We start from the raw sequence: 19,783 nt of genomic DNA, 5'->3' as shown, positions 1-19,783 counted from the left end.
GTCCTCGACACCGGACGATGTGGCTGGAGCAGCTGACTCTTCACAGCCGGAGGGGCAGGTGGCTGCTGCGTACGAGATGCGCGGCAACAAGGGCTTGCTCATCGGCAACGAGAATGTCCAGAACAACACCTTCGAGCAGCATGTGCACGCACCGGCGGCGATCACGCCCATGGAAGAGGTCAACGCACCTGTCGGCCTGATCAACCTGCCTGAGCGGTCGGCGCTGTTCGTGGGGCGTGAAGGGGATTTGCGTCGGTTACGGGACGCGATGACAGCGCCCGCGTCGGGATTAGTGGTCGTGACCGCGGTGCATGGTCTGGGTGGGATCGGCAAAAGCACGCTGGCCGCGCACTATGCCGAGACGCACCGCGGGGACTACACCCTGGTGTGGTGGATTACCGCGGACACCCCGACCGCGATCGAGACCGGTCTGGCGCGGCTGGCGATCGCGCTGCAACCCGCAGTCCAGACCCTGCCCCTGGAACAGCAGATCGAACACGGCCTGCGCTGGCTAGCTACTCACCACGACTGGCTGCTGATGCTGGACAATCTCAGTCAACCCGCCGACGCGGCAGCTGTGCTGGGGCGAATCCGCGGCGGACATGTGCTGATCACCAGCCGGCGCACCACCGGATGGCACACCGTCGCCACGCCACTCGCCGTCGACGCCCTGGAGCCCGACCGGGCTGCTGAGATGCTCGCTCGGATCCTGGCCAACTCCAGCACGAGCGCTCAGGACGCGGACATGGTGTGCGCGGAACTGGGGCATCTGCCCCTAGCCATCGAACAGGCCGGAGCGTACATGGCCGAAACCCACACCACGCCTGGCAAGTACCTGCGGCTGCTCAGGCAGTCTCCGGCCGCCATGTATGGCAAGACGGCCGAGGGTGCGCAAGCGCAGCGAACCATGGCCCGGATCTGGCGCATCACCCTCGACCGGCTCGCCGACGCACCACTGGTGGGTGCGCTGTTGCGTGTGCTGGCCTGGTATGCCTCCGACAACATCCCCGCCTACTTGCTGGATGGCCTGGCTGACGAGCTCGCCGTATCCGAGGCGCTGGGACGATTGGCTGCCTACGCCATGATCACCCGCAGCAGCGAGACGATCAGTGTGCACCGGCTCGTCCAAGCCGTGACCCGCACTCCAGACACCGACGACCCCCACCGCACTCCTCACGACATCAACCATGCACGCAACCATGCCGCCCACACTCTCGCTCAGGCACTCGAAGGGCTGAACTACGAGGCGCCGCAGGACTGGTCGAGGCTACGGATATTGCTGCCTCACGTCGAAGCCCTCGCTAGTCACACTAAGCCCGACGACGACACCATCGACACGGTCGTTGCTCTCGATGGCATCAGCCGGTTCTTGAAGGCCCAAGGAGCAGTAGCGAGCGTCACGGTCTACCTCAGGCGATGTCTCTCCAGCAGTCAACGAATCCTTGGCCCCGATCACCCCGAGACCCTGGCCTCCCGTAACAACCTTGCCTCCTCCTATCAGGAGGCGGGTGATCTAGACCAGGCAATCTCGCTGCATCAGGCGACACTCGCAGACCGCGAACAGGTGCTGGGACCTGAGCATCCGGAAACCCTGGCTTCCCGCAACAATCTTGCATCTGCCTACCGTGCAAAAGGCGATCTCGGCCGGGCGATTCCGTTGCTCGAATCTGCAGTGGCTGACTATGAGCGGGTGCTGGGGTTTGCGGACCCTGGCACGCTTGCCTCCCGCAACAACCTGGCGACCGCCTATCAGGCGGCGGGTGATCCCGCGCGGGCGATTCCGCTGTTGGAAACCACTCTCGCCAACTATGAGCGGGTGCTGGGGACCGAGCATCCTGGCACGCTTGCCTCCCGTAACAACCTCGCGACCGCCTATCAAGAGGTGGGCAATCTCGAGCGGGCGATTCCGCTGTTGGAAACCACTCTCGCCACCCGTGACCGGGTACTGAGTCCTGACCATCCCAGCACGCTCGCCTCCCGTAACAACCTTGCGTACGCCTATCAAGCGGCCGGTGATCTCGAACAGGCGGTCCCCTTGTATGAGGCAACTCTCGCTGACCGTGAGCGGGTGTCGGGCCCCGACCATCCCGACACGATTGCTTCTCGTAACAACCTCGCCTATGCCTATCGGGCGGTGGGTGATCTCGAGCAAGCGGTTTCGCTCTACCAGGTGTCGCTCATCGACTGTGAGCGGGTTTTGGGACCGGTCCACCCGACCACGCTGACTGCTCGCAACAACCTGGCCGGAGCGTATGAAACAGCAGGTGATCTCGGGCTGGCGACAAAGCTGTACAAGGCGACCCTCGCTGACTGTGAGCGGGTTCTGGGACCGGTCCACCCGACCACGCTGACTGCTCGCAACAACCTGGCCGGAGCGTATGAAACAGCAGGTGATCTCGGGCTGGCGACAAAGCTGTACAAGGCGACCCTCGTCGACCGCGAGCGCGTCTCTGGGCCCGACCACCCTGACACACTGATTTCTCGCAACAATCTTGCTTGGGCCTATCTGGCTTCGGGGCGAAGCAGGCGAGCAGTCCCGCTTCTGCGGGCGACTCTTGCGGCCTGCGAGCGGGTCCTGGGAGCCGACCATCCTACGACCCATGCCGTACGTGCTAACTTGCGCCGCGCTAGCAAAACGTGACCTCAACCCCGACCGTTGTCCGAAGTAGAGCCCTGGTGACAGCAGAGGGCGAGAGCGGCAAACATCGGAAATACTTGAAATGGGAGAGGCATCGGCGGACTCCCAGAGCGGGCTAACCCAAGACCTGGCCCGGTAGGCCGTCGTCACCCGCTGAAGCGTCGCGGCACGTCGACCGGCTACGACAACCGGCAAGGCACCCAGGTCCACACCGCCTCGCGATGTGATTTCTGGCTTGGCCGAGAACGAAACGCTCTGCCAGGCAGCGATGACCGTGTCCTACCTGCAGCGGGCTATGGGTTCCACGGAACGTTCTCGACCTGGCCGGCGAAGTGCACCTTCACCGCCGGGTCGCGGTGGGTGCCTTGGTATCCAATGTAGCCGAGGATGCTGAGTTGGAGGTAGTGCCTGGCCAGGCACCAGGCGTCGTACCACTCACCAGTACTGAACTTCGGCTTCGTCCGACTCGGGTGCATGACCCCGTTTCGCATGCGGGTGAGTACTTCGGGGCCATCACCCACTGCGAGACCGGTGAGCTTCGCAGCCACCGACGCGAGCTCGGTGAGTCCAGGCGGGAACTTCTCGCTGATCGAGTGCAGGGCTAGCAGTTCGCGCATGGACTCGTGCGCTTTTAACAACCTGTAGGTCTTTGCAGTATGGATTTGGCGGTCTTCGACGAGTTCCGACCACGCAAGTAATTCCAGTCCGGACTGAGCCGACGAGACGGCAAGTTCGAGCGGATGGGGATCGTTCGCGTCGATCAGGTAGTAGATGGCCCGCTGAACGACTTCTTGCTTCAGCGGATCTGCCCAGGTCGCTGCTATACGTTCGAAAAGCTCCTGGAGTTGTTCAGGATGAAAGCCGTCGACAAGGCCGAGCGAGGGGCGCCACGGTGAGACAAGTGGAGACGTCCATTCTGACCAGACTGGCTCGGCCGCGTCGTTGTACGCCACCGGCAGAACGGGAGAGGTCCAGCGGCCGCAAGCGAGGCTCAGTACATACCGCAGGACGTGGATGACGTCCTGAAGGTCTTCAGTACTGAAGTCGGTGCCGTCCTCACGCTCGACGCGGCCCGAATGAGTGACCGCATGGCCGCCGTTGTCACGCAGGTCAACTTCAATCTCACGGTAGTTCCGCGAAGAGTCAATCGTGACCTTCCAGCCGGCACCGGTCAGCACGGTACGGCCTAGGTACCACGTCGTTTCGTGTCGCAGTTTCGCGCCAACCTGCATCGTGGGCAGGTTGGCCAGGATGAAGGTGGCCTGCGTAAGGTCTTTAGCCTCAGGGTTGCCCGCGACAACCCGGCCCAGCGGCCCGCGGCCCTTCCATCGAATGTTGTCGGTCGGAGCTTCGTCACCGGAAGCGTCCTGAAGCGAGTGCTTGTTGAGAAGCTCGACGTGAGGTTCTTCGAGCGTCAAGCTTCCGGTCGTGAGGTCGATGCCGACGTCGACCTCTTTGGATAATCCGGACCATTGCAGCATCGGTGTCGGGGTCCAGCGCAGGGCGATGGAACCGGTGACTGCGAACTGGCGTGCGCCGGAGTGGCCGACGAGCGGGCCGCGGTAGACGGTCAGTTCACTTCGCGGCGTCTCCGGTGAGTAGAAGTGTGTGATGGCTGCCGGAGGGCTGTCGTCGGAATCGGATTTGTTTTTGCCCATCGGGGATTTAGCGTCCTTTGCGGATGAGGGCGGTGACTCGTTCGCCTTCATCTAACGCGAGCGGGCCGACGCTATCGTTTTCGGCGACGCCCAGAGCGATCGCGAGGGTGCGTCCGTGGAGATCGAGGGCAGCTTCGGATAGGGCAGACAGGTCGGCGATCGCCGCGCGGGCACGAACCCAGCCGGTGATACCGATAACGATGGCAATCAAGGCTGCGGGCCACCACAGAGTCGCGAGCAACAGGTAAGGCCAGGCCCAGGTTGCAGTGGCCACGGCGGCGGCGAATGCGGCGTTGACCGTGGTGATCTCAGTGCGGACGGTGTCGGGAAGCACCAGCCACAGGCGGGGCCAGGTGAAGGCGAGGTCCAAGCCGTGGCGGTGTTGGGCGATCTGTTCGAGGGCGTGGGTGCGGTCGCCCATCCAGGTGGGCCGGCCGGGCTCGGTCCAGGCGATCCGGTTCGCCCGCTCTGCTGCGGTGTTGATCTGCTGCTGGTTTTCAGGGGTGCGAGAGGATCGGGGATGTTTCTGTTCGAGGGCTCGGCGTCGCTGGACGCGAACATGCCAGCGTCGGCGTCGGCTGGCCACGCGCCACCTTTGCACTGGCATCAGAAGTCGAGGCCACATGCCGAGGAAAAGCGCGCGTGTAGGGCCGGCTAGAGCCTGCGCCGCCAGGCCGGTGCAGGCAGCCGCCAACAGTGCTGCGGCGACCAACATCGCCTGGGCCCCCGCGGACTGGCGGGCAATCAGGGTGCTGACACCGGACACGGTCGCAGTAAGGCGAGAAGGGTCTAGTGCGTGTCGTTGCCCCAACTGGGCGCCGATCACCGCGGCGGCGGCGAACAGAGCGCCGGGGATCAGCAGTAAGGTGACCCACCGGTCGGCGAGCTTCTTTGCCAGTTCAGTGAAAAAGGTGCCCACAGGTCTCTACCACCGGGTCATCGGTTGGCCGGTGAGCTGGCAGCGGGGGATCGGCCCGGCCGGCAGCGTGGTGCCGACCCGATCACACGCGGCGTCGGGGCAGCGGAAGGATTCCTCGTCGGCTTGACCGGGACTGAGCCCTGGTAAGCCGCCGCTGAGCATCTGCCGGGTCTCTTCCCCGCTGGTGCCCTGTAACTGGCTCAGGAGGTCCACGATCGGACGCCGTGCGCTGGCTTCGGTTTCGATCTGAGCTAACAACCGTTGTCGAGGCTCGGGCTGCAGGGCACATTCCGTCCGTAACTCGGTCAGCTGAGCACAGATCATCGTCAGCGCCTGTCGCTCGGCCTGATCCACTGGCGTTCCCTTCCGCTTAGCGACGCCCGCCGCGGTCGGCGCGCGGTAATTAACAGTGAGGTAGCACTCTTCACCTGGAATGCGATACTTCCACAACGCACATGAGGGATCTAACGCTCGACACTCACCGCAGGGGGCCAGGGTGTTGTTCGACCAATTGCTGCATCAGATGGAACAACGCGTCGACCACTATCTGCGCTCACACGACGCCGACGTCGTGCTCGGCGAAGAAGCAGTAGAAGCGGCCCGCGAGTTGTTCCAAGCCGCGCGTCCAGCCAACATTGAACAGCCCACTCCCGACGAGGACCAGCGGATGGCCCTGGCTATGTACGGCGTCGGGCGGCTATGCCTCGCGCGCCACCAGGCGCTGCCTGCAGGCCCTGAAGGTCTCTCGGAGCTGGCTCGGGCCATCTTCAATCTCGCACCTTGGGTCCACGACCCGGACTTGATCCCCGAGGGACTCCACGGTCTGTTGGGCGCCACTGCCGATGCCGGCAGCCAAGCGGAGCTTGCCGCAGTGTTGCTGGAGCAATCTAGGAATACCATCGATCCGGCGCTTCTTCACGCCGGCATCTGGCTGCTCACGACGTCGCTGGCGACCACACCCCGAGAGCACCCCAGCCAGGCAGGGTGGTGGGCGAACCTCGGCCTCGCCTATCGGTTGCGGTTTGAGCGTGGTGGGGTGTTGGCTGATCTTGACCACGCCATTGAGGCAGGCAACCAGGTGGTAGCCGCCACACTGGACGATGACCGCAACCGGGCCAGTCAGCTGTCGTACCTCTGCGACGCCTACCTGAGCCGGTTTGAGCATCGCGGGGAGTTGGCTGATCTTGACCACGCCATTGAGGCAGGCAACCAGGCGGTAGCCGCCACACCGGACGATGACTCGAACCAGGCCGGGCGGTTGGCGAACCTCGCCCTCGCCTACCGGCGCCGCAGTGCGCACGGTGAAGTACCGACTGATCTTGACCACGCGATCAAGGTGGGCAAACGGGCCGTAGCCGCTGCATCCAGCGACGACCCCAACAGGGCCGGCGTCGTAGCGAACCTTGGCGTCGCCTACCACAGTCGGTTCGAGCACGGTGGGGAGTTGGCTGATCTTGACCATGCCATCGAGGCAGGCGAACAGGCAGTGGCCGGCACACCTGCTAATCACCCTGACCTGGCCGGCCGTTTATCAAATGTCAGCAACTTTTACCACTTGCGGTTTCGGCATGGTGGACTATCGGCTGATCTTGACCACGCCATCGACGCGGTTGAACAGGCGATAGCCGCCACACCCGATGATCAACCTGACCGGGTCGTGCGGTTGTCGAACCTCGGCAGTGCCTATCACAGCCGGTTTGAGCACGGTGGAGTACCTGCTGATCTTGACCGCGCTATCGACGCGGGTGAGCAGGCGGTTGCCGCCGCATCCCACAACCACCCCGACTGGGCTGGCTTTCTGTCGAACCTCGGCGCCACCTACCGGAGTCGGTTTGAGCATCGGGGGGAACCGGCTGATCTTGATACGGCCATCGAGGTGGGTGAGCAGGCGGTAGCCGCGGCGCACGACAATGATCGCAACCGGGCCAGCAAGCTGTCGAACCTCGGTATCGCCTACCGGAGTCGGTTTGAGCATCGGGGGGAGTTAGCTGATCTTGATAGGGCCATCGAGGTGGGTGAGCAGGCGGTAGCCGCCGCATCCCACAACCACCCCGACAGGGCAGGCTTCCTGTCGAACCTCGGCCTCGCTTATCAGAGCCGGTTTGAGCGCGGTGGAGTGTCAGCTGATCTTGACCATGCCATCAAGGCAGGTGAGGAGGCGGTGATCGCCACTCCTCATGATCGTCCTGAACGGGGTGGCATCCTGACGAACGTCAGCAACGTATATCGCATGCGGTTTGAGCGCGGCGGGGAGCTGGCTGATCTTGACCATGCCATCGAGGCAGGTGAACAGGCGGTGTCCGCTACACCCGATGATCACTCTGACCTGGCCGGGCGGCTGTCAAACGTCAGCAACGCCTACCGAATGCGGTTTCGGCACGGTGAAGTGTCGGCTGATGTTGACCAGGCCATCATGATCGGTGAACAAGCGGTGGCCGCCTCACCCGATAATCACCCTGAGCGGGCAGGCTTCTTGACGAACCTCGGCCTCGCGTACCAGATGCGGTTTGAGCGTGATGGAGTGTCGGCTGATATTGACCAGGCCATCATGATCGGTGAACAGGCAGTGGCCGCCACACCCGATGGTCACCCTGACCTGACCGGGCGGCTGTCGAACCTCGGCCGCGCCTACCTGATGCGGTCGGATGTCGACGGACGGCGTATCGGCAGGGAAGCCTTGCGGGCGCTGGCTGGGCAGGTCGCTGCGGCTGGGCCGGCCTCGCCGGTGGACCGGGTGCGGGCAGGACAGATAGTGGGATCACTGGCGCATGCGGAGGGCGAGCATCACATCGCGGTGGAGTTGCTGGATGCCGCTGTGAGCGGGTTGCCCTCGGTCGCGCCGCGGGAGGCTGGGCTGGCGGACCAGGAACATCGTCTCGGTGGATATCTGGGTTTGGTGGGGGAGGCCGTGGCCGCACATTGTGCGATCGGCGACCATGCAGGCGCGGTGGAGACAGCTGAGCTGGGCCGAGGCATTCTGCTCGCCGCGCAGTTGGACTCCCGCTCGGACCTCACCGACCTCGAGTACGCACACCCGATGTTGGCCGCGGAGTTTCGCGCGGTTCGTGACCAGCTCAACGCGCGGCAGACCGCTCGAACGGCACCAGGCCAATTAGGCAGCGATCCGATTGGTGAGATCGAGCACCGCAAACGCTTGTGGGCCAAGTATGATCGACTATGCGCCCGGATCCGCCAGCACGCCGGTTTCGCTCGCTTCCTCTTGCCACCTCGTCTGGCCGACCTCCAACTTGCCACCACCGGGGGCGCGGTGATCCTGGTCAACACCGGACGGCGACGCGGCGACGCGATCATTCTCACCAACGAGAACGCTCCCGTGCACGTACCGTTACCCGACGCTGTGCTCGAGGTGTCGTCCTACGCGGAGGCGTTGATACGGGCAGTGCGCGAGGACAACGTGGTAGGGATCCTGCGGCGACAGCGTGTGGTGCCCGAGATCCTGAGCTGGCTGTGGAATGCCGTCGTGGGCCCCGTCCTCAAGGCCTTGCCGCCCACAGTCGAGGAGACATCCACCCCGCGGCGGGTGTGGTGGGTGCCAACCGGGTTGCTCGGTCTGTTCCCGCTGCATGCTGCCGGCCACCCGGAACAACCAGGTGCGCTCGACGCCGTGATTTCCTCCTACACCCCGACCCTGCGGACACTCGTATATGCCCGCAACCGCCCACCAGCGACGATTCGCCGCCAACTCACCGTCGCCCTGCGCCGCACCCCTGGCCTGCCCGACCTGCCCGGCACCGTCGCCGAAGCCACCACCCTGCATACCCAGCACCCCGACACCCCCCTTCTTCTCGACGAGGAGGCCACCACCAGCCGCGTCCTGGACGCTCTCCCCGACGCCACATGGGCACACTTCGCCTGCCACGCCAGCGCCGACCTCACAGCCCCTTCCCAGGGCGGCTTTGCTCTCCACGACGGCATCCTGGCCCTGCCGCAGATCAGTCAAATGCGACTCAGCCACGCCGAACTGGCCTACCTCTCGGCCTGCTCCACCGCAGACCGCGGATGGCGACTCGCCGACGAATCCCTCCACCTGGCCTCCGCCTTCCAACTAGCCGGGTTCCGCCACGTCATCGCCAGCCTCTGGCCGCTGAACGACCACGTCGCCGCCACCGCCGCAGCTGCGGTCTACCGGCACCTACCCGATACGCCCAACGCCGACCACGCCGCAACCGCACTCCACCACGTCGCCCGTGAACTTCGCGCCGATTACCCCGGCCGCCCCGACCTATGGACAGCACTCATACACAATGGCCCATAGCTAATCATCAACTACGACCAGAAACCTGGGACCGAAAACACCCACCTAACGGTGCGTGCGGATGCAGTCATCACCAGGACCGGTCTGCACCACAGATCTGGATGGAACACGTTCTCTTGGCAGATCGCCTGCCACTGGCAGTCTTACAAACGACCACGACCGCCCTCTTCTCGACTGATGAAGCTTGGCCCCAGCGCTAGAACATCGGCTCAGCACAAGTCGTGCCCGACACTTCGTCCAAGTGCCGGTCAGCGTTACTGCCAGGCGGTGCTCCAACATCCATGGACACGCCAAAAGGGTTTCAACGCTCCCCGTCGAGCGCGTCGGGCAGAGCGGCGTCGCGGTGAGACGTCACCAGGACGTCTAGTCGGATCATCCACAGGTGGCTGCGTACCCAGGTACGACACCGTGCAGACGTGGTCTGTCGGCGGCCAGCGCTCTCTTTGGCACCTGCGGACGTTCCCGTTCAGTAACACGTGTGGTTGGTACGGAAACGTCGAGGATGCGCGCTGCGACCACATGACCATGGGTAGGGACAATCGAGACGCTCTGGTCCTGCAGGCGAGAGCCGCGCTGGTCATGGCCGCGTTGCGCCGGTCGATCGTGACCTACAAGGAACTCGGGCTTGCGATCGGGCTGAAGGACATCGAGCTGCGCAATGAGATGCCTCGTGTGCTGGAACAGCTGGCCAACGATTGTCACAACGCCAAAGAGCCTCCGATGACGGCGCTGGTCGTGAACTCGCAGAGCGGAGCGCCTGGCGCGGGCTGGCACGGCAACGGCGAGCCATGGCATACAGATGTCCAACGAGTGTTCCGGCATTGGGCTAACCGATCCTGATCAGCCGGACCTGTTCTGTCGGCCTGCTGAACACCTAGGGCCTAGTGCTCCATCAGCGGCATGAGCGGACGTTCGCCTGTCGCTTGAGACTCACCGTGTGGCGAGTGACGCGCTATGACGGCGGTTCGACCGGGGAGACGATGCGGGCCAGCAGGTCGACGAGCTGGTCACGCTCTGCCGGCGTGAGCGCAGCGGTCAGTTCGTCGTTGGCTTCATCGCCCAGCTTTTCGGTACGGCGCAGGCGTCGGCTCCCGGCAGTCGAGATGGATATGGCGTTCTTGCGCCGGTCGGCCGGATCTGGGGTGCGAGCAATCAATCCCTCTCGGTGCAGATCGTTGACGATCGCGACCATGTCTTTGGGATCGACGCGCAGGGTTCGGCCAAGATCCGCCTGAGACACTGGCCCCAGCTCGGCGACGGAGGCCAGCACCGCGTGGTGCATCATTCGCAGGCCTTCGCAAGCCAGCGCCTCTGCCACCAGTCGATGACCGCGGGCCGCAGCGCGGCCGAGGAGCCAACTCGGGAGAGCGCGAATGCGGGCAGGGGCGTACGGGCCGTCGACCATCCCGTCAGGCTACCGAAAATCATTGGGAATACCCAACCGAATCCACTATCGTTGGGGCTACCCAACAACCTGGAGGTAGCCATGCGCCGAGTCCGCTTCTACGACTACGGCGGCCCGGAGGTACTCCGCCTCGAAGAGGCCCCGACACCCGAACCGGGGCCCGGTGAGCTCCTGGTGCGGACCGAAGCCATCGGCGTGACCTTGCCGGCGGTGCGCAAAGTACGCGGCGAAGGTGACCGCGCGCCGCTACCGGGTGTGCTCGGCGGCGAGATCGCCGGGCAGATTGTCGCTGTCGGCCCGCAGGCGACCGGCTTCACGGTCGGGGACCGGGTCACGTCGCTGACCTTCACCGGCTCCTACGCCGATATGGTCCTCGCTCCCGCCCCCATGGCGAGCCGCATCCCCGACGACGCCAGCTGCGTACAGGCTGTCGCGCTGGTACGCAGCGGACACGTCGCGCTCGGCGCGCTGTCGACCGCCAAGGTCACCGCGGCCGAATCCATACTCATCACCGGCGCGGCTAGCGGCGTGGGACACCTCGCGGTCCAACTGGCGAAGATCCAAGGAATCAAGCGGGTCGTGGCAGCCGTCAGCTCACCTGACAAGGTGGACTTCCTGCGCGAACTCGGAGCCGACGAAGTCGTCATCTACGACAGCGACCATTGGGGCGATCCGGTCGACGTGGTGCTCGACGGCGTCGGTGGCGAGCTGCTTACCCGCGCTGTCGAAGCGCTGCGGCCCGGCGGACGGCTGATCTTCTTCAACTCCGGTGGCGGCACAGTACCCGCATTCGATCTGCTCTCTGGCTCCAAGACCATCACCGGCCTCACCATGGCCCGGTTCGCCAGCACCCAACGCGCCCTCTACGACCGTCACCACGAGCAACTATGGCAACTCCACCAGACCGGACAACTACGAGCCGTCGTACACGCCGAAATCCCCTTGTCCAACGCCGCGGCAGCACACGAAATCATCGAGGGTCGCGCCAACATCGGCAAAGTGGTCCTCCGCCCCTGATCCGCCGCGTTAGGAGACCTCAGCTCATCGGCAAGACAGTGCGTTAGGTGTCAGGTTGCGGACGCCATGTACGCCGCGAGAATGTAGTTCGGGTGCCGGTCGAGGTTCTTGCGAGCGCGGTCGTAACGCATGGTCGTACGTGGGTCGGCATGGCGGGCTGCGATCTGGACGTCGCGTAGGTCGACGCCCGCGTCGAGCATTGTGGTGACGAAAGTGTGGCGGAGCATGTGCGGGTGCATCCGCGGCAGCCGCACCACCGTGGCCTCGGCCAGCCGGCGTAGTCGGCGGGTTGCGCAGTGCCGGTCCATGCGGACGCCTCGTTGGTTGAGCAGGATCGGACCGTGATCGCGGTCGCCAACGGCTCGGTCGATAGCCCGTCCGATCGCAGGCGGTAGGGGCACCAGCACGACCTTGTTGCCCTTGCCGACCACCCGCAGCACCCGATGTCCATGTTCCTCGCCGAGGTCGCCGATGTCTGCGCCGCATGCCTCGAATACACGGAGGCCGAGCATCGCGACCAGTGCGAAGTCGAACGGGTTGACCGATTCCCGGGCCGCGCTCAGCAGGGCCTCGAACTGCAGGTGTGACAGGCCGAGGGTCGGCGACTCGTTGGGCACCATGGGGCGCCGGACGTACTCCGCCAGCGAGTGCTCGAGCACGGCGTCGATGACGCAGGTGCGGTAGAAGCCGGTGACCACTGACATCCTGCGCGAGACCGTGGAGGGCTTGAACCGTCGCACCTCCTGCATCCAGCGCACGTACAGCTCAACCTGTGCCCGGCGCGCTGCCAGTGGAGCGAGGTCGCGTTCGCCGCACCAGGTGAAGAAGATCCGCAGGTCCGACTCCGAATGCCTCCGCGAGACACCCGAGTAGCGTCCGAGGTACGCCGCAGCCGCCAGTCGTAACACAGTTTCGTCCAAGTCTGAGGGCTCCATGACCTCCGATGCTGGGTGAAATCGCTCCTTACACAAGACCGGAGAGCGCTCCACCCGCGGCATGAGAGTGCGTTCGCCAACGGCCGGGGTTGGCGCTGGTGTAGCACTGAGCGGCTGATCTACGACTAGTCCGTGCACGATGGTTGTGCTGTGGGCGTGGGACTTAGGGGGTTGTGTGGCTGGTCGTGGGCGGGGTTGGTGGTTGGCCGCTGCCGGTGGTGCGGCAGTGGGTGGCGTGGTTGTGTGGGCGGTGCTGCGGTTCGGGCTGCTTGCCTGGCTGGGTGATGAGGGCAGTAGGGCTCGGCCGGTGGTGGAGGGGTTGAGCTGGGTCGCGGGTATCGGTGGTGTGCTGGCCGGGGTGGCGGCGTTGGTGGTCGCGGTGCGGCAGGGGCGTGCCGCTGCGGCCGATGGCCCTGTTGTCGCTGAGCCGGTGGCGTCGCAGACTGCGTCGAACCAGGGCGTGATTATCAGTGGTGGTGTGTCGGGCGGTTCGGGTTCGGGGCCGACGGTGGGGGCGAACTTCGGGCAGATCGGTGAGCCGCCGGACCCTCCGTCGCCGGCGCGGGGATAGGCCATCCCGCGTCGGAGGCGGCGGCAGCCCGGCCGGCGTCGGTCGAGGGCGGCGTAAGTAGCGCCGGTGGTCCTGCTGTGGGCGTTGTGCAGGGCGACTTGGTGGTCAATGGTTCGGGGGTGCCGGTGATGGAGTCGCTTCCGGCGGTGCCGGGGGTGGGTCGTATCCCGGAGCGGCCGGATGTGTTCGTGGGCAGGGCACAGGAGTTGGCTCGGTTGGAGGCCGCTGTGGCCGGGTCGGGTGGTCGTGCGGTGGTGGTGGCGGTGCAGGGTTTGGGTGGGGTCGGTAAGAGCACCCTGGCCGCCCGGTTCGCCGAGCTGCACGCCGACTGGTTTTCCCCGGTGTGGTGGGTGACGGCGGATTCAGCGGCGGCGCTTGAGGCCGGGTTAGGTGAGCTGGCCGGCGCGCTGGCGCCAGAGACGGTGGTACTGCCGTCGGAGCAACGGGTGGAGCTGGCTGTGCGGTGGCTCGCGACCCACGAAGACTGGCTGCTGGTGCTGGACAACGTGACCAGCCCACAGGATGTGGCGGGGTTCTTGGGGCGGGTGCGGACGGGCACGGTGGTGATCACCAGTCGTCAGCGCTCAGGCTGGCGGACAGTGGAAACGGTGCAGCTGGACGTGCTAGCCGAGGACGAGGCGGTGCGGTTGCTGACCCGGATCGTGCGGTCGGAGTGGCCGGAGGCGGATCTGGTGGGGGTGGATCGGTTGTGCGGCGAGCTGGGGTTGCTGCCGCTGGCAGTCGAGCAGGCCGGCGCCTATCTGGCCCAGACCCGGACCAGCCCAGCTACCTACCTCGAGTCGCTGGGCCGGTTTCCGGCGCGGATGTTCACCGCGACGGCGGAGGGCGGTGACGCACAGCGGACAATGGCCAGGGTCTGGCACGTCACCCTCGACCAACTGACCGACACCCCGGCCGCTGGCCAACTGCTGCGGCAGCTGGCCTGGTACGCCCCGGACGGAATCCCCCGGCACCTGCTGGCCGGTGACGTGGAGGAACCGGAACTATCCGAGGCGCTGGGCCGCCTGGCCGCCTACAGCATGATCACCCTCACCGCAGACACCATCACCGTGCACCGCCTGGTACAGGCGGTCACCCGCACACCCGACCCCACCGACCCCCACCGCCAACCCGCCGACATCGCCACCGCCCGCGACACCACCACAACCATCCTGGCGACCACCCTCTCCACGCTGCATCCACACACACCCGCAGACTGGCCCACATACCGGATGGTCCTGCCCCACGCGCGGGCCCTGCTGGAACACACCACACCCGACATCGACACCAGCCACACCAGTCTCCTGCTCAACGAACTGAGCCTCTATCTTGGGCAGCAAGGCGACGTCAGCAGCACTATTAGCTACTACACCCGTGCCTGCAACAGCTATCAACGCCTCTACGGCCCCAACCACCCTGACACGCTGCTCTCGCGCAACAACCTGGCGGGTGCCTACGAGTCGGCGGGTGATTTGGGCCGGGCGATCCCGCTGTACGAGGCCACCCTCGCTGATCGGGAGCGGGTGCTGGGCCCCGACCACCCCGACACGCTGAGCTCGCGCAACAACCTGGCGGGTGCCTACGAGTCGGCGGGTGATTTGGGCCGGGCGATCCCGCTGTACGAGGCCACCCTCGCTGATCGGGAGCGGGTGCTGGGCCCCGACCACCCCGACACACTGACCTCGCGCAACAACCTGGCGAGCGCCTACTGGTCGGCGGGTGATCTGGGCCGGGCGGTCCCGTTGTTCGAGGCCACTTTCACCGACTAGGAGCGGGTGCTGGGCCCCGACCACCCCCACACGCTGCTCTCCCGCAACAACCTGGCGAACGCTCACCAGTCGGCGGGTGATTTGGGCCGGGCGATCCCGCTGTACGAGGCCACCCTCGCTGATCGGGAGCGGGTGCTGGGCCCCGACCACCCCGACACGCTGAGCTCGCGCAACAACCTGGCCTACGCTCACCAGTCGGCGGGTGATTTGGGCCGGGCGATCCCGCTGTACGAGGCCACCCTCGCTGATCGGGAGCGGGTGCTGGGCCCCGACCACCCCGACACACTGACCTCGCGCAACAACCTGGCGAGCGCCTACCAGTCGGCGGGTGATCTGGGCCGGGCGATCCCGCTGTACGAGGCCACCCTCACCGACAGCGAACGAGTGCTGGGCCCCGACCATCCCACAACCCAGATCATCCGCTCGAACCTCGACAAGGCGCGAACGACCTGAACCGACACGGTGCGGATCGTTACGAACCGGCCGACAGTGGCACTGAACATCCGCTCGTCGGCATGAGGGCGCACTCGGCGGGGCGCGTGTCGTACGGAACGATGATCCAATGCTGGTTCAGGTGGAGCGGTTCTTCCGGAATCCCGGCGATGCCGTGTTGGACACCGTGAGGACCCCGGTCGGGACCGTGGCGGCGTCTTGGGGCGGAAACCTAGAGTCCGCAGCAGGCGAGCACCACGTCGAGTGGGACCTCGACGAGGAGTTCCGGTGGAGGTTCAACTGCTCGCTGGCCACAGTCGAGGAAGCGTGCCTCCACCAGGACGAACGCGAAGTCTTCTGCCGAGGACGGCTTGGCCTCACCGAGGTTGAGGCGGCGCCGCCGTTAGCGCACCTGGAGCTGGCCGGAGCGATAATCGACCTCGGCCAAGTCGACAGCCTGCCTCAAGGGATGGCCGGCGCATGGGTCGAGATCAACCTAAGACCTGAGAAGATCAAGATCTATCCCTACGAGATATGACCCGCCAGTCGCTCATCGGCATGAGCGCGCGCATGGTCATTCTTCGACCGTACTGCCCTGCGCTCGCGTGGCGCAGAGGTGCCGAGCCAAAACCATGGCCTCTACCAGCGACTATGGCATCACTCCGGACCGCAGAGGCCTCAGAAATCCCACCAGATCACGCGGGTTTGTGTCACGAACCATGTCATGGAATCTGGACTGAGCAGGGACGTGAAGACCACTCAAGCGGGGGAGGCGTTGCGGGCTCTGGTGGGCGGTCGAACACCCGGCTCTTCATGGGTGGTACGTCGGTGCTGCGTCGGAAGACCGGACCCTTGTAGGTGGGCAGGTGGAAGCGTGTCCGCGGTCAACAGAGCAAGCACCTCCTCTGGGTAGAGCCCATCGATTACGCAGTCTCATGCCGATGAGCGGACGTTGGCGGAGCTTGCACTCCGGTGCCGGGGCGGTCACAGCACTGGTGGTTTGACCTGAATCGGGGCTTGGTTCGCGCGGACCCGATGCATCTCGACTCTCGCCGTCACTCTCGTTGGTTCTTGATATGGTTGACCAGCGAGGAGGGTGTGGCGTCGGTCAGCAGTTTTTCGCGCGTTGTTCCATGGAGCGGGCCTCTTCGGTGAAGCCTGCATCGGACAAGGCGGCCATGTGGCGTATTAAGACGGTCAGTTCCCCGTCGGGGACAGCGCTTACTTCGTATGCTCTTGCCGCAACCGCGAAGGCATGGGCACCAAGCTCCGTCCTACCTAGTTTGTAGGCGAGTTCTCCCACAGATGCCACCGCCGAGCCGATGGTTCTGCCGCTAGTGCGGCTATCGACTCGCTGTAGTGCGTGGATGAGGCAGTGTGCCGCATGCGAGGCGTTCTCGATGCCGAGGCTCATGAGATTGTTCGCGATGCCGACGAGAGCAAGCGCGGCTCCTTCCGCATCTCCCAACGACTCGCACAGCTTGAAGTCGGTGTGGTGATGTTGGCATGCTTCGCCTTGACGACCTTGCATGTGCAGGACGAGCGCGAGGTCGTTTAGCGCGGCACCTTCGGCGATGGGAATGCCGCATGATGCAAATGCCTTTGCCGAATCAGCCAGCGAGGCTTCAGCGTCGTCGAGTTGATTGTTTGCTTTCTGAGCGAGGCCGAGAGAGTGCAAGGACTGGGCGATTTCCGCGGTGTCACCGTGGCGGCGGGCGAGTTTGAGGTCTTGCACTAGGTAGGGAATCGCTTCAGATGGGCGGCCCATCTCCGTGAGAGTGAGGCCGATGTCGTGTGCGGCGGCCCTGGCGTTGTATTGGCTGTGGTGTCCTTGGGAGTGCCAGCTGCGGTGAACTTCGAGGAAGAGCTCGAGGGCTTCTTCGTATCGGCCTTGCAGGCGCAAGCTGGATGCTCTTGCTTGCTGTATCAACGTCTTCTGGAACCGTGGTGCGTTGTCGGGCACGGTAGGCATCACGCTCTTCGCGGCGTAGAGGCTGGCTGCGCGGCGATCGTGCCGCGCGGTCGCGCTCTCGGCGACAAACGTGGTGAACATTGACTCGGCCATAGCCGCTTCTTCGGCGTCGAGAACCTCGTGCTTCCGTGCCCTCTCGGTGATGTCGAGTCCGAGTCGCGCGAACTCGTCGAGCCGCCTCCAGTCGGACTGGGCGGTTGCGTAGAAGCAGAGATCGCGGCAGAGGCCGCCGGCTGTGCCGTGTGCCCCGAGCTGATCCACTTCGTGCAACACAGCCGTGACATTGAGAATGTTCGCGGCGAACCAGCGGCGGACCTCGCTGGGGTCCACATCGGTCGGCAGGACATCTCTACCGGCACGCAGAAGTGCGAGCGATCGTTGGGCATGGCTGACGAGGTGCCGGCGGAGGCGGAGACTCGCGGCCGGTGACTGGTAGGCATCCAGGCCCCGGTACATGATCTCTTTGCCGAAGAGACGGACCAAGTCGTGCAGTCGGAACCGGCCCTGGGCGTCCGACGGCTCGGCAAGACAGCGTTCGACGAGCCTGATCATGAGCAGCTCGGCATCGTCCTCGTCGGCAGCAACGGCAACACCGGCAAGTTCGCACCCGAATGTGGGTCCTGGAATAAGGCAAACCTCACCGAACACGGTCTGTTCCTCGGGCGTCAGCAGGTCGTAGGAGAGCTGGAGGCTGGCTCGTACCTCTACATCCCCAGCGCGCAGCCGGTCGAGCCTTCGCTCGTCCTTGAGCTTGGCGGCGAGGCGCATGAGAGACCACGAACTAGGCTCTGCCATCGCACCACTCGCAACAATGGCCAGCGCGAGTGGCAGACAGCCACAAAGGGTGGCGATCTCATCGAGCGCGTCAGGTTCTGCGGTTGGCCGTTCGTCTGTGATGCGGCTGCGAAGCATCTGGACGGCTTCCTCGCTGGTCATCACGCCTAGCTGGATCCGATGGGCAGCGTTCAAGCCCTTTAGTTGATTGCGACTGGTGATGATCACTTTTGACTGTGACTCACCCAGCAGGAGCGGCCGCACTTGCTCCTCGTCCCTGGCGTTGTCGAGCACCAGAACGAACTTCGACCGGGAGGCCTCAGTGCGGTAGAGAGCTGCCAGTTCGCTAGTGGACCGCGCCCTGCCGAGGTCAGGTACGCCCAGGCTGCTCAGCACCTGCCAGAGTGCGTCAGCCGGTGCGACCGCGTCCGGATGAGTCCCACGCAAGTCGAGGTAGAGTCGGCCATCCGGATAGTCGCTGGTTGTGTTCCCGGCAGCGTGCACAGCGAGCGTGGACTTGCCAATGCCTGGCTGTCCACAGATCACGACTAATGATGCTGGCCCGCTGGCGATGGCGAGCTCGTCCTCGCGACCTACGAACGAGGGAACTCCCTTCGGCAGTTCCGCCGGAACGGCGCGGTCCGCGGGTAGGTACCGCGCGATCTCGGTGGACAACCATTGGTGCACCTCTGGCTGAGAAGAGAGCCAGAGGTGCAGGTCGCCGCAGTCGAGTACACGAACGTCCGCCCAGACTCCTTCGGCGCGCTTCTTGGCCGCCCATTCGTGTTTCTTCTCCCAATGCCGCATCGTGACGAAGACGAGCGTCGTAGTACGTGTGTCCGCGAGTGCCTCAGTCCGCTTGCGGTATTCCCCGTTGGCCTTGATCCAGGGCTTGGCCGAGTTGCTCATCTCCCAGCGTGAACGCCCATACGGCACCATCGGATGCATACCGTGGAAAGTGATGGTGGCGTCTGTCCCATGTCGCGCGACCCCTGACTTCACCGGAAGGTCCAGCTCCGTCATCTGGTCCAGCAGCGGGAGCACCAGTTTCTGGACGGTTTCAGGCAAGGCTCGCCACGATGTGGACATCATCGCGAATTTCTTGAGATCGTCGACATCGGCCAGAGCAGCTTTCGGCACCACAGAAATCACAATGCCAGATGGGGCTGACAGCCTCATTGACCGGGGGACTTACCCAAGCCCGCATAGTTGGGGATTCCCGCCGCCGTCAAGGCCTCCACGACATGACAACGTTCCCAACCTATCCGCGCAAGGATGCCAAGGACATGCGAAGTGATGTGACAGGGTCGCCCGGTTGGCGTCACCTGCGCCCATGCACGCTTTCGAGAACGTCGGCAGTTCACGTTGTGTGACGACACGCCGGACAGGTGAATCGAAGAACAGGATGATTACGGTC

General features: G+C 64.7%; 12 protein-coding genes and 1 pseudogene. 7 read left to right on the top strand and 6 right to left on the bottom strand.

Translation table 11 applies throughout. The features are described 5' to 3' along the window. Positions 1–58: 58 nt before the first annotated feature. The gene (locus tag DMC61_RS14515; protein WP_158634093.1) at positions 59–2,641 is read left to right on the top strand and encodes an ATP-binding protein; all 2,583 of its coding nucleotides are present in this window, start codon (positions 59–61) and stop codon (positions 2,639–2,641) included. Positions 2,642–2,931: 290 nt separating this feature from the next. Here the strand turns inward: DMC61_RS14515 and DMC61_RS14510 are convergent, their stop codons facing one another. The 3 genes from DMC61_RS14510 to DMC61_RS14500 are packed head-to-tail and all read right to left on the bottom strand — an operon-like array spanning position 2,932 to position 5,569. Next, a complete protein-coding gene (locus tag DMC61_RS14510) occupies positions 2,932–4,296 on the bottom strand; it encodes a hypothetical protein (RefSeq protein ID WP_125689702.1) in 1,365 nt (454 codons plus the stop codon). Between the two features lie 7 nt (positions 4,297–4,303). Continuing rightward, the gene (locus DMC61_RS14505) at positions 4,304–5,215 is read right to left on the bottom strand and encodes a hypothetical protein (RefSeq protein WP_125689701.1); all 912 of its coding nucleotides are present in this window, start codon (positions 5,213–5,215) and stop codon (positions 4,304–4,306) included. Between the two features lie 6 nt (positions 5,216–5,221). Then, entirely contained in the window at positions 5,222–5,569 is a 348-nt protein-coding gene (locus DMC61_RS14500; protein WP_125689700.1) for a hypothetical protein, read from the bottom strand. A gap of 142 nt (positions 5,570–5,711) precedes the next feature. Here DMC61_RS14500 and DMC61_RS14495 point away from each other — a divergent pair, with 142 nt between their 5' ends. Together DMC61_RS14495 and DMC61_RS14490 are read left to right on the top strand one after the other, a co-directional pair. Beyond that, the gene (locus DMC61_RS14495; RefSeq protein WP_158634092.1) at positions 5,712–9,491 is read left to right on the top strand and encodes a CHAT domain-containing protein; all 3,780 of its coding nucleotides are present in this window, start codon (positions 5,712–5,714) and stop codon (positions 9,489–9,491) included. Between the two features lie 519 nt (positions 9,492–10,010). Next, positions 10,011–10,331, top strand: a complete 321-nt coding sequence (locus DMC61_RS14490; protein ID WP_125689698.1) for a hypothetical protein — start codon at positions 10,011–10,013, stop codon at positions 10,329–10,331. Between the two features lie 112 nt (positions 10,332–10,443). On the opposite strand, the gene DMC61_RS14485 is transcribed toward DMC61_RS14490, so the two are convergent. Beyond that, entirely contained in the window at positions 10,444–10,896 is a 453-nt protein-coding gene (locus tag DMC61_RS14485; protein WP_125689697.1) for a MarR family winged helix-turn-helix transcriptional regulator, read from the bottom strand. An 81-nt stretch (positions 10,897–10,977) separates the two neighbouring features. On the opposite strand from DMC61_RS14485, the gene DMC61_RS14480 reads away from it, so the two are divergent. After that, positions 10,978–11,913: a zinc-binding dehydrogenase gene (locus DMC61_RS14480; RefSeq protein ID WP_125689696.1), complete on the top strand. Its 936-nt coding sequence runs from the start codon at positions 10,978–10,980 to the stop codon at positions 11,911–11,913. A 50-nt stretch (positions 11,914–11,963) separates the two neighbouring features. On the opposite strand, the gene DMC61_RS14475 is transcribed toward DMC61_RS14480, so the two are convergent. Beyond that, positions 11,964–12,833: a tyrosine-type recombinase/integrase gene (locus DMC61_RS14475; RefSeq protein WP_233594805.1), complete on the bottom strand. Its 870-nt coding sequence runs from the start codon at positions 12,831–12,833 to the stop codon at positions 11,964–11,966. Between the two features lie 241 nt (positions 12,834–13,074). Here DMC61_RS14475 and DMC61_RS14470 point away from each other — a divergent pair, with 241 nt between their 5' ends. The 3 genes and pseudogenes from DMC61_RS14470 to DMC61_RS14460 all read left to right on the top strand — a co-directional run bounded on the left by DMC61_RS14470 (position 13,075) and on the right by DMC61_RS14460 (position 16,158). Further along, positions 13,075–13,419: a hypothetical protein gene (locus tag DMC61_RS14470; protein WP_125689694.1), complete on the top strand. Its 345-nt coding sequence runs from the start codon at positions 13,075–13,077 to the stop codon at positions 13,417–13,419. A 128-nt stretch (positions 13,420–13,547) separates the two neighbouring features. Then, positions 13,548–15,641 (top strand): annotated as a pseudogene (gene fxsT, locus DMC61_RS14465) (FxSxx-COOH system tetratricopeptide repeat protein). Positions 15,642–15,750: 109 nt separating this feature from the next. After that, on the top strand, positions 15,751–16,158 hold the full coding sequence (locus DMC61_RS14460; protein WP_125689693.1) for a hypothetical protein: 408 nt from the start codon (positions 15,751–15,753) through the stop codon (positions 16,156–16,158). Positions 16,159–16,728: 570 nt separating this feature from the next. On the opposite strand, the gene DMC61_RS14455 is transcribed toward DMC61_RS14460, so the two are convergent. Continuing rightward, positions 16,729–19,509 carry a tetratricopeptide repeat protein gene (locus tag DMC61_RS14455; RefSeq protein ID WP_158634091.1) on the bottom strand — a complete coding sequence of 927 codons (2,781 nt, stop codon included), beginning with the start codon at positions 19,507–19,509 and terminating at the stop codon, positions 16,729–16,731. Positions 19,510–19,783 lie beyond the last annotated feature (274 nt).

Origin of the sequence: Amycolatopsis sp. WAC 04169 (genome assembly GCF_003947535.1) — a bacterium.
Taxonomy (GTDB): Bacteria; Actinomycetota; Actinomycetes; order Mycobacteriales; family Pseudonocardiaceae; genus Amycolatopsis; species Amycolatopsis keratiniphila.
Note: the sequence above shows the minus strand (reverse complement) of the source record. Positions and strands in the feature narration are given on the sequence as shown.